Source organism: Nocardiopsis sp. iso_237 (assembly GCF_056173345.1).
This window is the reverse complement of sequence record NZ_CM149669.1, coordinates 847,381-859,504: the sequence shown is the minus strand read 5'-3', so window position 1 is coordinate 859,504 and position 12,124 is coordinate 847,381. Positions and strand designations below refer to the sequence as shown.

The 12,124-nt window shown below is 71.3% G+C and carries 13 protein-coding genes and 2 tRNA genes; 6 read left to right on the top strand and 9 right to left on the bottom strand.

The window, feature by feature from the left end:
• Window positions 1-274: 274 nt before the first annotated feature.
• The 7 genes from AC0VYM_RS04080 to galU all read right to left on the bottom strand — a co-directional run bounded on the left by AC0VYM_RS04080 (window position 275) and on the right by galU (window position 5,844).
• Window positions 275-348 (bottom strand) — tRNA-Ala (locus AC0VYM_RS04080).
• 58 nt (window positions 349-406) lie between these two features.
• Window positions 407-1,066: a divisome protein SepX/GlpR gene (gene sepX, locus AC0VYM_RS04075; RefSeq protein ID WP_475459105.1), complete on the bottom strand. Its 660-nt coding sequence runs from the start codon at window positions 1,064-1,066 to the stop codon at window positions 407-409.
• Window positions 1,067-1,470: 404 nt separating this feature from the next.
• Window positions 1,471-2,190, bottom strand: coding sequence for a GNAT family N-acetyltransferase (locus tag AC0VYM_RS04070; RefSeq protein ID WP_475459103.1), 720 nt, complete (start codon window positions 2,188-2,190; stop codon window positions 1,471-1,473).
• A gap of 252 nt (window positions 2,191-2,442) precedes the next feature.
• On the bottom strand, window positions 2,443-2,952 hold the full coding sequence (locus AC0VYM_RS04065) for a MogA/MoaB family molybdenum cofactor biosynthesis protein (protein WP_475459101.1): 510 nt from the start codon (window positions 2,950-2,952) through the stop codon (window positions 2,443-2,445).
• The gene (gene moaC / locus AC0VYM_RS04060) at window positions 2,945-3,448 is read right to left on the bottom strand and encodes a cyclic pyranopterin monophosphate synthase MoaC (RefSeq protein ID WP_475459098.1); all 504 of its coding nucleotides are present in this window, start codon (window positions 3,446-3,448) and stop codon (window positions 2,945-2,947) included. The genes AC0VYM_RS04065 and moaC overlap by 8 nt, the downstream gene beginning before the upstream one ends.
• A 120-nt stretch (window positions 3,449-3,568) precedes the next feature.
• Window positions 3,569-4,795: a molybdotransferase-like divisome protein Glp gene (glp, locus tag AC0VYM_RS04055; RefSeq protein ID WP_475459096.1), complete on the bottom strand. Its 1,227-nt coding sequence runs from the start codon at window positions 4,793-4,795 to the stop codon at window positions 3,569-3,571.
• Between the two features lie 110 nt (window positions 4,796-4,905).
• Complete coding sequence (gene galU / locus AC0VYM_RS04050; RefSeq protein ID WP_475459095.1) at window positions 4,906-5,844, bottom strand: UTP--glucose-1-phosphate uridylyltransferase GalU; 939 nt, start codon at window positions 5,842-5,844, stop codon at window positions 4,906-4,908.
• A gap of 151 nt (window positions 5,845-5,995) precedes the next feature.
• On the opposite strand from galU, the gene AC0VYM_RS04045 reads away from it, so the two are divergent.
• The 4 genes from AC0VYM_RS04045 to AC0VYM_RS04030 all read left to right on the top strand — a co-directional run bounded on the left by AC0VYM_RS04045 (window position 5,996) and on the right by AC0VYM_RS04030 (window position 8,562).
• Window positions 5,996-6,640 (top strand): 5-formyltetrahydrofolate cyclo-ligase, encoded by a 645-nt coding sequence (locus AC0VYM_RS04045; RefSeq protein WP_475459093.1) that lies wholly within the window; start codon window positions 5,996-5,998, stop codon window positions 6,638-6,640.
• Between the two features lie 242 nt (window positions 6,641-6,882).
• Window positions 6,883-7,266 carry an FmdB family zinc ribbon protein gene (locus AC0VYM_RS04040; protein WP_475459091.1) on the top strand — a complete coding sequence of 128 codons (384 nt, stop codon included), beginning with the start codon at window positions 6,883-6,885 and terminating at the stop codon, window positions 7,264-7,266.
• A 151-nt stretch (window positions 7,267-7,417) separates the two neighbouring features.
• Window positions 7,418-8,074, top strand: coding sequence for an SAF domain-containing protein (locus tag AC0VYM_RS04035; protein WP_475459089.1), 657 nt, complete (start codon window positions 7,418-7,420; stop codon window positions 8,072-8,074).
• A gap of 80 nt (window positions 8,075-8,154) precedes the next feature.
• Window positions 8,155-8,562 (top strand): MscL family protein, encoded by a 408-nt coding sequence (locus AC0VYM_RS04030; protein ID WP_475459087.1) that lies wholly within the window; start codon window positions 8,155-8,157, stop codon window positions 8,560-8,562.
• Between the two features lie 109 nt (window positions 8,563-8,671).
• Here AC0VYM_RS04030 and AC0VYM_RS04025 read toward each other — a convergent pair whose 3' ends face one another.
• Entirely contained in the window at window positions 8,672-9,775 is a 1,104-nt protein-coding gene (locus tag AC0VYM_RS04025) for a D-alanyl-D-alanine carboxypeptidase family protein (protein WP_475459085.1), read from the bottom strand.
• Between the two features lie 423 nt (window positions 9,776-10,198).
• On the opposite strand from AC0VYM_RS04025, the gene AC0VYM_RS04020 reads away from it, so the two are divergent.
• Window positions 10,199-10,271, top strand: a tRNA-Arg gene (locus tag AC0VYM_RS04020).
• 237 nt (window positions 10,272-10,508) lie between these two features.
• On the top strand, window positions 10,509-10,712 hold the full coding sequence (locus AC0VYM_RS04015; RefSeq protein WP_475459083.1) for a hypothetical protein: 204 nt from the start codon (window positions 10,509-10,511) through the stop codon (window positions 10,710-10,712).
• A 40-nt stretch (window positions 10,713-10,752) separates the two neighbouring features.
• On the opposite strand, the gene AC0VYM_RS04010 is transcribed toward AC0VYM_RS04015, so the two are convergent.
• Window positions 10,753-11,991 carry a phospholipase D-like domain-containing protein gene (locus AC0VYM_RS04010; protein ID WP_475459080.1) on the bottom strand — a complete coding sequence of 413 codons (1,239 nt, stop codon included), beginning with the start codon at window positions 11,989-11,991 and terminating at the stop codon, window positions 10,753-10,755.
• Window positions 11,992-12,124: the final 133 nt, after the last annotated feature.

Genomic DNA, 12,124 nt, shown 5'->3' with positions numbered 1-12,124 from the left:
GGGGTCCCAGGGGGTCGCCCCCCTGAGGGAAAACGAAACGACCCCGCGAGGAGGCCGAAAGCCCCCGAACAGGGTCGACCCAGAGCCACCCGGGGGTCCCAGGGGGTCGCCCCCCTGAGGGAAAACGAAACGACCCCGCGAGGAGGCCGAAAGCCCCCGAACAGGGTCGACCCAGAGCCACCCGGGGGTCCCAGGGGGTCGCCCCCCTGAGGGAAAACGAAACGACCCCGCGAGGAGGCCGAAGGCCCCCGAGCAGGGTCGTCTCAGAGTGAAGTGGAGCTATGGGGATTTGAACCCCAGACCCCCTCGATGCGAACGAGGTGCGCTACCGGACTGCGCCATAGCCCCTGAAGACGTTTGAAAGACTATCAGGAGATTGCGGGTGGTCCGAACCGAAGCTCCGGGGTCAGTCTCCGGCGGCCCTCAGGCGGGCGTCCGCGTACTGGTCGTAGACCTGGCTGCGGCGCTCGATGAAGGCGATGATCTCGGCCTCGCGCTCGGCCTCGCGGGCCTCCTCCGCCTCGGCCCGGCGCGCCCTCAGGACCGCCTGGCGGCGTGCCCTCGCCACGGCCTCGCGGCGCTCGGCGTCGGCCTTGGCGGCCTCGCGCAGCAGGGCCATGTGTCCGACGAGCAGCAGGACCGGCGGGGCCATGACCCACCAGGGACCGAGGCCGAAGGCGACCGCCACGACGGTGCCGACGTTCAGCAGGGTGAGCACGGTGGTGCGTCGGCGCCGACGGGCGATGACGCGGGACCGGGGCTCGTGGCCGACGCGTTCGACGGCCGGGCGACTCCGCTCGGGAGCCTCCTCCTCGGCGCCGTGGTCGTCCCTGACGGCGGGGCGGCGGATCACCTGGGTCTCGGTGAGGTCCGGGTCCCCCTCGTCGTCTGAGTCGTCCTCAGCGCGCTGCTCGTCTTCCTCGTCGGCCTCGGACGCCTCGACGTCCTCGTCCTCGCGGCGGCCGTCCTCGGGGACGGTGTCCACCGCGTCCTTCCGCAGCAGCATCGGGACGAGGACGATGAGCCAGACCACCACGATGGCCAGGTACAGAGGAGAGCTGCTCATCACCCCTCCTCACGATGACGGCCACTGAACGTTGGTCGACACTTCGTCGACACCGCCCCGCGTGTGGCTGGACGTACTCCCGGAAGTAGAGACGTCCTCCGGCTGGACATCGTTCCTGGCCCTCGTCGGACCGGGGTCGATTCCCGTGTGCCATATCCACGCGTTGCCCGCATCGTCAATGCGTCTATGTTCCGCACGGTACGACCCCGTGTCCATAAATGCGCCACATTCCGACCGGAGTGTCGCAAGATTGTGGACCCTCAGTTTCGGTCGTCACACCCTCCTGAACGAAAGAGCAGGTCAGGCGATGACTGCGGAGCGCAGTGCCAATTCAACGCAAAGTAATGAATCATTGTGCTTAAAGAGGGGTTTAAGATCCGGACGCATCCGTGATCGTGCCATGTTCAGTTCGATCCCGGGTGCGGACTCGCCGGATCCCACGGATCACCGCGACCGTTCGGGCCCTGTGGCCCCAATGCGGAACCAGGGCCGGAACCCCCCACCTCGGGCGGACCGGAAGGCGTTCCGTCGTACCAGCGCCGCAGCACGCCACGGGGTACCTCCTCCGCCGTGAGGCCGTAGCAGATGTGGTCCCGCCAGGCACCGTCGATGTGGAGCTGGCGTCTGCGCACCCCCTCGTCGCGGAATCCCAGCTTGGTCACCACTCGTCGGCTGGCGCGGTTCTCGGGACGGATGTTGGCCTCGATCCGGTGGAGTCCGACAGTGAAGAAGGAGTGGTCGACGGCCAGGGCGACGGCGGTCGGGGTGATGCCCCGACCCGCGTAGGCGCTGTCGACCCAGTAGCCGACCTGCGCGGACCGTGCCGAACCCCACACGATGGCGCCCACGGTGAGCTGGCCGACGAAACGGCCCTCGTAGGTGATCGACCACGGCATCGACAGGCCCTGCCTGGCCTCGCGGCGGATGGCCTGGAGCATGGCCACGTAGGGCGTCAGCCCGGTGGTGCGCAGCGGCATCTCCGGGTAGGTGGGCTCCCAGGGCCGCAGCCACTCGGCGTTGCGCGCCCGGGTGTCCCGGAGCACGGGGGCGTCGCGAAGGCGCAGAGGGCGAAGCGCGATCGGCCCCTCCTGAAGGGTGGCGGGCCACCCCTGTCTGCGGTTCACGTCCGTCCTTCCGAGCCCTCCGGACCGCCCTGCGCGGTCGCGCCACCGCCCCTCGGTACTCGTGGAGCACCCGGTGTCGGTGACGCCTTCCAGTATTCCACTCCGACGGCGTGAGGTGGCGGGCGTCACCCTCACGGCACGAGAATCGGATGTTTCCTAACTCCATTCACGCCAGTACCGAAAACAGGTACCAGGTCAAGGAATTCTCCACCTCCGGAATGCCCCCGATGTGATTCCGGTCATTGTCCGGTGTCATTCGGGCCGGGGGTGGTCTCCGCCACGGAGCTGGTCGATCGCGTGGCCCAGAACCGGCTCCAGCACGTCCATCCCGTCGCGCACACCGCCCCTGGAACCGGGCAGGTTCACCACGACCGCCCGGTGTCCGGAACGCTCCGCGATCCCCGCCAGGCCGCGCGAGAGGATGGCGGTGGGAACACCCTTCTCCCGACCGGCCGCCCGCAGCGCCTCGGCGATACCGGGGATCTCCCGTGTCAGAAGGGGCCGCGTCGCCTCGGGGGTGAGGTCCTGGGGGGTCAGCCCGGTGCCACCGGTGGTCAGGACGGCGTCCACGCCCTCGTCGAGCGCGCGCTCGATCGCCTCGGTGACCGGCGCGCCGTCCGGCACGACCCAGGGCCCGACGACCCGGCAGCCCATGGCCCGGAGGCGTTCCGCGATCACGGGCCCGGAACGGTCCGGGTAGACCCCGGACGCCGCGCGGTTGGACGCGGTCACCACCGCGACCCGGTGCACGGCGTCACTCACCGCGCCTCCAGTGGCCCTTCTTCCCGCCGGTCTTCTCCTCGACCCGCACCCGGGTGACCTCGGCCTCGGGGTCGATCGCCTTGACCATGTCGACCAGGCCGAGGGCGGCGGTCATCACGCAGGTGAGCGCCTCCATCTCGACACCGGTGCGGTCGGCGGTGCGCACCGTGGCGCTGACGTCCACCCCGTCGTCCGTCACCGTCAGGTCCACGTCCACGCCGTGCACGGCGATCGGGTGGCACAGGGGGACGAGGTCCGGGGTGCGCTTGGCCCCCTGGATGCCGGCGATCCGGGCGACGGCGAGGGCGTCGCCCTTGGGGACCGCTCCGTCACGCAGGGCGGCGACCGTCTCCGGGTTGAGCAGGACCCGGCCGGTCGCCGTGGCCGTGCGGGCGCTCACGGACTTGGCGGAGACGTCCACCATGCGCGCGGATCCGGACTCGTCGAGGTGCGTGAGGCCGGAGGGGTGCGCCTCCGGGCGTGGGGTGTCGGTCATCGCTGTGGAGCCACTCATCGTCTCGTGCGGGCTCGCGGCCGCCCGGAACGGTCGGCCACGGGGTCGCGTGGTGACGCGTCCAAGGACGACCGTACTCCTCCGGGACGACACCCGCCGCCGTCAGTGCTCGGGCAGGACCAGGACCTCGACCAGGTCACCGGCGGCCAGCTCGGTGACCTCCTCGGGGACGACCAGGAGCGCGTTGGCCTCGGCCAGCGCGGACAGCTGGTGGGAGCCCTGCCGCACCGCCGGGGCGACCGCGGGCACCGGGTCCAGGGCGGTGGGGTCGGAGAGCACGGCACGCAGGTAGGAACGGCGGTCGCGGGGCGAGCCGACCGGGGTGGCCAGCCGTGCCCGCACGCTCGGCAGCGGCTTCGGGGGCAGGCCGCGCAGCCTGCGCAGGACCGGCCGGACGAACAGGTGGAAGGACACGAAGGCGCTCACCGGGTTGCCCGGGAGCGTGAGGATCGGGGTGTCGTCCGGACCGATCGCGCCGAACCCCTGGGGCTTGCCGGGCTGCATGGCCACCTGGGTGAACTCGACGGTGCCCTTGGTGGAGAGCACCTCCTTGACCACGTCGTAGGCGCCCATGCTCACGCCCCCGGTGGTGACCACCACGTCAGCGCGGATCAGCAGGTCCTCCAACGTGTTCCACACGGTGACCGGGTCGTCGCCGACGAAGCCGTGGCGGTACACCTCGCAGCCCTCGTCGCGGGCGGCGGCGGCCAGCATGTAGCTGTTGGACTCGTAGATCTGCCCCGGGCCGAGGGGGCGGCCGGGCTCGACCAGCTCCTCACCGGTGGAGAGCACCACCACGCGCGGCCGGGGGCGGACCGGGACCGAGCGGCGACCGACCGCCGCGAGGACACCCATCTCCCCCGCCCCGATCCGGACCCCGGCGCTGAGCACCGTCGCGCCCTCCCGAACGTCCTCGCCCCGGCGCCGGACGAACGCGCCCTCCCGCGCGGGGCGGTCGATCGCCACCTCCACGGTGCCGCCGTCGGTCCACTCCACCGGGACCACGGCGTCCGCGCCCTCGGGCATGGGCGCCCCGGTCATGATGCGGGCGCACAGCCCCGGCCGGATCGCCGCGGGGTCCGCGTCGCCCGCCGGGATGTCGGCCACGACCCGCAGCCTGACCGGGGAGTCGGCGGTGGCCCCGGCCAGGTCGGCCGCGTGCACCGCGTACCCGTCCATCGAGGAGTTGTCGAAGCCCGGCAGGGACACCGGGGAGACGACCGGCTCCGCGAGCACCGTTCCGTGCGCCTGGAGCAGGTCCAGCTCGGTCGGCTCGGGTGCGGCGACCAACCCCAGGAGGTCGGAGATGTGCTGTTCGACGCTCTTCATGAGGTCCTTCCGGGTCGTGGACGCGCTGGGGGCCTCCCCCGCCACGGGAGGAGGCTCCGGACCCATTGTGACCATCCCGGGAGCCGACGTCCCGGACCCGGGCTCCCGGGTCAGCCCCGGAGCCGCTCCTGGCGGTCCAGGAACTCCCGCAGCCAGGGCAGGAGCTCGTCCGCCAGATCCGGGCGGCGGCAGGCGAACTCCACCACGGTGCGGATGTACTCGGCCTTGTTGCCGGTGTCGTAGCGGTTGCCGCGCAGCAGCACGCCGTGGACGCCGCCGCCCTGGTCGGGACTGGTCCGGGCCAGTTCCTTCAGGGCGTCCGTCAGCTGGATCTCGCCGCCGCGTCCGGGCGCGGTGTCGTGCAGGACGGGGAAGACCGACGGGTCGCACACGTAGCGGCCGATGATCGCCCAGCGGCTCGGCGCCTGTTCGGGGGAGGGCTTCTCGACGAGGTCGGTGACGGTGACCACGTCGTCCTCGTCGGTGGCCTCCACCGCCGCGCAGCCGTAGAGGGACACCTGCTCGGGCTCCACCTCCATGAGCGCGACGACGCTGCCGCCGTGGGTCTGCCGCACCTCGATCATGCGGCGGAGCAGGTCGGCGGACTCGATGAGGTCGTCACCGAGGAGCACCGCGAAGGGGTTGTCGCCCACGTGGGCCTCCGCGCACAGCACGGCGTGGCCCAGGCCCCGGGGCTCACCCTGGCGGACGTAGTGGACCTGCGCGAGGTCGCTGGACTCGCGGACCGAGTTGAGCTTCTCCTTCTCGCCCTTGGCGGCCAGCGCCTCCTCCAGCTCGTAGGCGCGGTCGAAGTGGTCCTCGATGGAGCGTTTGCTGCGCCCGGTGATCATCAGGACGTCGCTGAGCCCGGCTTCGACGGCCTCCTCCACGACGTACTGGATCGCGGGCTTGTCCACGATCGGCAGCATCTCCTTCGGGGTGGCCTTGGTGGCGGGCAGGAAACGGGTGCCCAGCCCCGCCGCCGGTACGACCGCCTTGGTCACGGCGGCGTCGGTGCGGGGTCGCTTCTGGTCGGTGTCGGCGCTCATGAACGGCACTTTAGGACAGACAACCCCGATTACGTGGACCGATGACTTCCCGTGGCCGAGAAGTCCCCGTCGTTTCGGGCGAAGTCGTGGTAACCGCAACCGAGTGTTCACCCCTCCGGGGAGGCGGGGGCCGGGTGCCACACTGAGGCCCATGGGTGCCACGAACGAACACGACCGCGACGCCAAGCGCGCACTGCGCGCCCGCCTGCTCTCCGCGCGGCGGGAGAGGGACGCGGCGGAGCGCTCCCGTGTGGGTTCCGCCGTCCGCGACACCCTCATGGAACTGCCGTGGCTGGCCATGGGCGGAACCGTGGCCTGCTACTACTCCGTGGGAGGCGAGCCCGGCACCCGGGGGCTGGTCAACGCGCTGTGGAAGCGCGGCACGTACGTGCTGCTGCCGGTCTTCCTGCCCGACGGGACGCTCGACTGGGCGGCCTACGAAGGTCCGGACGGACTCGAACCGGCCGGACACGGACTGGTGGAGCCGACCGGGCACCGCTACGGCCCCGAGGTGCTGGGCCGCGCCGACGCGGTGGTCTGCCCGGCCGTGGCGGTGGACCGGAGCGGGACGAGGATGGGGCGCGGCGCGGGCTGCTACGACCGCGCGCTGCCGCTCCGGGGCCCGCACACGCCCGCGATCGCCGTGGTCCACGACGAGGAGTTCGTGGACGCGCTGCCCGCGGAGCCGCACGACCGGCCGGTGGACGCCGTCGTGACCCCGGGCGGCGGGCTCCACGTGTTCGACCCCGTCTCGGCGGTCTGGCCCGGCGGCGCCCCGGACGGCCGGCCCCGGTGAGGCCCGTGCGCCCCGGGACACGGGGCCGGGGGGATTAAGGCGACGGGGCGGAACGTTATGGCTGGCGGTCGTGTCCCGGACCTGCCCCGGAACGCGCGCACCCCGCGGCCCCCGGCCCGGCACCGCCCGGCTCACGGGACACCCGGCGCCGCAGCGGTGAGGGGTTGTCGCGGCCGTGGTCGGCGAACGCGTACTATTTAGCAGTCAACGGGTGTGAGTGCCAGCAAGGAGGACCCGGAACAGTGCCTACGTACCAGTACGCGTGCACCGAGTGTGACGCCCAGATGGAGGTCGTGCAGAGCTTCAGCGACGACTCGCTGACGGTCTGCCCCGAGTGCGAGGGGCGCCTGCGCAAGGTGTACTCCGCGGTCGGCATCGTCTTCAAGGGTTCGGGCTTCTACCGCACCGACAGCGGTAAGTCCACCACGAACAGCTCCGCCCTGACCGGTTCCAACACCGACGGCGGCACCGAGGGCAAGGGCGAGAAGTCCGCCGACTCCGCCAAGCCCTCCTCCGACTCCGGCGGCACCGGCACCCCCGCCGCCGCCTCCACCGCCAGCACGGGCGGCAGCGACAAGTCGAGCAGCAAGAGCACCAGCGGCAGCACCGCCGCGACCAGCAGCTGAGCCACCGCACCGTTGACCGTGGCCGCGCCGCCGAGGCCCCTCGGCGGCGCTTCTGTTGTCTCCGGGGCCCCCGGGCACTGCGGGGTCCGGGCGGAAATCCGCCCTGTGGACAACCCTCCCGGGCCGCCTCCCCCGGCCTAGCGTTGGAGGCATGAGCAACCCCCCGCCCCCGTTCCGGCTCCGGCGCGGCCCGCTCCGCCTCCTCGACCGTCACCGCCGCGCCATCGCCTCGGTCCTGACCGCCCTGGCCGTGGTCTGCGCGGTCCTCGTCCTGCGACCCCCACCCCAGCCCGAGGCGGAGGTGCTCGTCGCCGCCAGGGACCTCGACGCCACCGCGCCGCTGTCCGGGGACGACCTCACCCCGCTCGTGATGGCCGAGCGCTCCGTCCCGGACGGGGCCCTCGCCCCCGGGGACCCGACGTCCGGGCTCTCGCTGAACGCTCCGGTGCGCCGGGGCGAGGTACTGACCGACGCCCGGCTGAGCGACCCCCCGGCGCTCCGCTACGGCGCCGACATGGTCGCGGTCCCGGTGCGGGTGGCCGATCCAGGGGCGGTCGGTCTGCTCTCCCCCGGCAGCCGCGTGGACGTGCTCGCGGCCACGGGCGCCGACGGGTTCGGCGGACCGCACCCCGGACCCGGGCACGCCGTCGAGGTCGTCGGGGACCGGCCCGTACTGGCGGTCCCGGCAGAGGAGGGGCCGAGCGGGGAGGTCGGGGCGCTGGTCCTCATCGCCGCGACCAGCGAGGAAGCCAGAGCCCTGGCCGGGCACGCGACCACCTCGCGACTGTCTGTCACGATTCGCGGTTGACCGATGACCAGGGGTGGTGAAAGCTGTCCCGGGCGCCCCACCGGGCGCATCCATCACTCACGAACACGTAGGGCAGTTCCATGGAAGGCTTCAAGAAGTTCCTGCTCCAGGGAAACCTGGTGCAGCTGGCGGTCGCGGTCGTCATCGGCTCCGTCTTCGCCGGCCTCATCTCGGCGTTCACCGAAGGGTTCATCACCCCGCTCCTGGGGATCTTCGGCGGGATCCCCACCTTCGCGGACCTCTACTTCGAGATCAACGGCAGCAGGTTCCTGTACGGGGCCTTCGTCGACGCCCTGGTCTCCTTCCTGATCACCGCCGCGGTCCTCTACTTCCTCGTGGTCCTGCCCATGGGCAAGCTGATGGAGAAGTTCATCAAGGCCGAGGAGGCCACCACCCGCGAGTGCCCGCACTGCTTCTCGGAGATCAACAAGAAGGCCAGCAAGTGCGCCCACTGCACCAGTGAGGTCACCCCGGAGACCGTCTCCTAGTGCGTTCAGGGGCCCGCACGGCCCCCGTTCCGACACACGTGAGGGCGGCCCCGCGGGGCCGCCCTCCGGGTCGCTGGCGGCCGGTCCGGGACCGGCCGCGCGCGGTGCTCTAGCCCTCGTACTCCCAGTGCCAGGGCTCGAAGGGGCTGGACTTCGCCCAGGCCGGGTGGATCCAGTTGTACTTGGCCCCGTGCTCCTCCATCCAGTTCCACCGCTCCGAACGGAAGTTCTGGATGCCGCAACCGAGGTCGATCGCCTGGCCCAGACCGTGGTTACTGGTACCGGGCACGGCCGCGAAGCCGGGCGGCTCCTGGGCGTAGACGCGGTGCTGGTTCGGCAGGTCGCGGTAGGCGCTGGTGATGCAGATGTTCTCGCCGAACTCCTCGACGTACTCGACGTTCAGCTGGAGGAACTCGACGGCGGCGTCGGCCCTCAGGAACTTGTCGTCGTACAGCGAGCAGAGTGCCTCCTGCGGGAGCAGCCCGTTGGGGTAGCCGCCCGCGTTCGAGGCCGCGCTCGGGTCGCAGTCGGCGGCCGCCATGTACGCCTCCGGGTCCAGGCCCCGCGACTCCAGCTCGTCCGTGAGCTCGTTCATGCTCGTCTCGGACTGTTCGCGCAGCGAGTCCACCTCGGCGGCGAGCTCGGCCTGTTCGAGCTGCGTGAAGGTCTGGAGCTCCTGGGCCTCCCCCGCCAGGTCCACCTGCTCCGCGCGGAGGTTGGTGGCGTCCTGGATGAGCGCCTGGTTGTCCTCGGACAGCTTGGCCGCGTAGGACTGCGTCTGGAGGTCGTCGTCGAGGTCGCCCGCCGCGAGGAGTCCGAGGACGCCGGCGTCGGGCTGCTGGTACATGGTGCTGGCCAGCTGGGCGAGCGGTTCGCGCATCTCGGTCAGGTCGCCCTCGATCTGCTGGAGCTCGTGGAGCGTGGAGATCAGGTCCTCCTGCGCCTCCTCCAGGGCGTCCTGACGCGCGACGTACTCGTCGGTCGCCTCCTCCAGGGCGTCGGCGGCGGACTCGGCGCGCTCGCGGAGGTCCTCCAGGCTCGCCTCGGCTGGCGGAGCCAGGGGTACGGACCCCGGCACGACGAACAGGGACGTGACCAACATGAGTGTCAGCGCCTGCGCGATCCGGACCCGGTGGTGTGCCCCCAGGACGGTCAGCACCCCGCTACCCGGTACGCGGGACCTACGCCGCGCCGACTCGGAAGTGAACGGCACGAATGATCCTCCGGCTGCATTTTCCTCGAACACCTACTCGTGGCCGCAAGGCAACGTACTACATGTCCACATGCGGACACACTGGACAGTGCGGCCCGACGGCCGAACCCGTGGACGGTTGGCCGCCGCCCTCCCGGCCGTCTCGCACGGCCTCTGGAAGAAGGCCTGGTCGTCGGGGTGCGATGACCGCTCACACCCGCCCGCCCAGAGTGACCGAAGCGCGCGGGCGGCTCTCATCACGACACGCGAAATGAACAACATCACACCGCAACCAGGACAACCAATCGTAGGTCAGCGTACTGTGCCGCGCACGCAGAGTGCCTCGCCCGCACCGCCCCAACACCAATCGACACCCCACGCACACCCATCCTGGGTTAGGCTTGGCCCCGTGGCCGGGTAACGTCCGGCCCTGGCATCACCCATGGCTCCATAGCTCAGGGGATAGAGCACCGCTCTCCTAAAGCGGGTGTCGCAGGTTCGAATCCTGCTGGGGCCGCCTCAACGGAAGGGCGCCCCTCTCGTCGGTCGAGAGGGGCGCCCTTCCGTCTTTTCCCGCGTCTGGAATCCGTCCCAACCCCGTCAAGACGTCACAAGTCCCCACGAGACCCTCCCCGGCCGCGAAAAAGTTGCCGGACCCCTCCGTGTCGGGCGGCGGCCCCCGCCCCCTTCCGAGCCATCATGGACAGCGAAGGACCAGGCAGGACGCGTGCGTGGCACGGACGGGGGTGGCCGGATGGCGGACGGGAACGACATGACCGAACTCGGGGCCGACGACAGGGGGCGCCAGCGGGGCGGGTCGCCCTCCGCGATCTCCGGGGCGCTGAAGAAGGACCCCCAGCCCGGACCGCAGCACTGGGGCGGTCCCCGGCCCCGCAGGGCCGATCCGGACCGCTTCTTCCCCCGGAAGTTCCCGCGCCTGTCCCCGAAGGACGTCTGAACCGGACCCGGCGGCGAGGGCCGCGCCCAGGTGGCCCAGCTCACAGGAATCCGCGCCAGGGGGCCAGGACGATCTCGCTGAACTTGGCCGCGAACGGGCGCCCCCGCCACTCCTCCTCGGTCAGCTCCCGGGCGTTGGTGAGGTCGGTCTCGAAGACCTTCTCCAGGTGCCGGGCCACGCCCTCGTCGAAGATCTCCACGTTGATCTCGTAGTTGCCGGTGAGGCTGAGCCGGTCCACGTTCGCGGTGCCGATCGTGCTCCACCGGCCGTCCACCGTCGCGGTCTTGGCGTGCACCATGGCGTCCTCGTACAGCCAGAGCCGCACCCCGCCCCGCAGCAGCTCCGAGTACCGGCCGCGCGCCATCCAGTCCGCGACGACGTGGTTGGAGTTCTCGGGCACGAGCACGTTGACGTCCACGCCACGGCCCGCGGCCTCGATCAGGACGTTGGCGAGCTCGCGGTCCGGGATGAAGTAGGCCTGGGTGAAGATCACCCGCTCCTTGGCCCGGTCCACCGCCTCCAGGAACATGGCCCGGATCGGGTAGATGATCAGCTCGGGGACGTTGCGGTGGACGCGGATGCGCGAGTCCCACTCCGCCTCCCCCAACCCCTGCAGCTCCGGCTGGTCCGCGCGCCGGTTGGTGTTCCAGAAGTCCACGAAGGCGTTCTCCAGCTCCCACACGACCGGGCCGACGACCCGCAGGTGGGTGTCGCGCCACTCGATGGCGTAGGTGGAGCCCACGTTGAACCCGCCGACGAAGCCCGTCTTCCCGTCCACCGTGAGGATCTTGCGGTGGTCGCGGCCGGACTTGCGCACGTTAAGCAGGAGCACGCCGGGGCGGAAGGCGGGGTAGCGCATGACCCGCACGGAGGGCGGGAAGCGGAAGAAGGAGCGCGGCACCACGAGGTTGGCGAAGCCGTCGTAGATGACGTACACCTCGACCCCGCGCTCGGCCGCCTCGATCAGCGCCGCCTTGAACTCCTGCCCCACAGCGTCGGCCTTGAAGATGAAGGACTCGAACAGGACGCGGTGGCGGGCGCCCCTGATCGCGGAGAGCATGTCCTCGAACAGGTCCTCACCGTAGGTGTAGACCGTCGCGGTGGTCTCCCCCACGGGCACCGAGGCGGGATCGGTGCGGGGGAAGTTGGCCCGGTGCGGCCGGACCCTCTTGCGCCACTGGTCGATCCCGACGAGGGTCGCGACCACGGCGACCTGGGTGGCCAGCAGCCCCAGCAGCCCCCGTCTGACCCAGGTCGTGATGGTCGAGCGTGTCAGCATGCGGTCGCCTCCCGAACAGACCGTCCGCCGCGCCCCCGGAACGGCGGCCACCCCGGCACCAAGGTGGAGCACCACCGTAACCCGGCGCCCACCCCGGCCCCGGGCACGAACCGCGTTCCGGGGCGAACCAGGC

Excerpts from the sequence above, each read along its gene's own strand:
- sepX (WP_475459105.1), bottom strand. The coding sequence starts at position 1,066 with ATGAGCAGCTCTCCTCTGTACCTGGCCATCGTGGTGGTCTGGCTCATC.
- moaC (WP_475459098.1), bottom strand. The coding sequence starts at position 3,448 with ATGACCGACACCCCACGCCCGGAGGCGCACCCCTCCGGCCTCACGCAC.
- glp (WP_475459096.1), bottom strand. The coding sequence starts at position 4,795 with ATGAAGAGCGTCGAACAGCACATCTCCGACCTCCTGGGGTTGGTCGCC.
- galU (WP_475459095.1), bottom strand. The coding sequence starts at position 5,844 with ATGAGCGCCGACACCGACCAGAAGCGACCCCGCACCGACGCCGCCGTG.
- AC0VYM_RS04045 (WP_475459093.1), top strand. The coding sequence starts at position 5,996 with ATGGGTGCCACGAACGAACACGACCGCGACGCCAAGCGCGCACTGCGC.
- AC0VYM_RS04035 (WP_475459089.1), top strand. The coding sequence starts at position 7,418 with ATGAGCAACCCCCCGCCCCCGTTCCGGCTCCGGCGCGGCCCGCTCCGC.
- AC0VYM_RS04030 (WP_475459087.1), top strand. The coding sequence starts at position 8,155 with ATGGAAGGCTTCAAGAAGTTCCTGCTCCAGGGAAACCTGGTGCAGCTG.
- AC0VYM_RS04015 (WP_475459083.1), top strand. The coding sequence starts at position 10,509 with ATGGCGGACGGGAACGACATGACCGAACTCGGGGCCGACGACAGGGGG.
- AC0VYM_RS04010 (WP_475459080.1), bottom strand. The coding sequence starts at position 11,991 with ATGCTGACACGCTCGACCATCACGACCTGGGTCAGACGGGGGCTGCTG.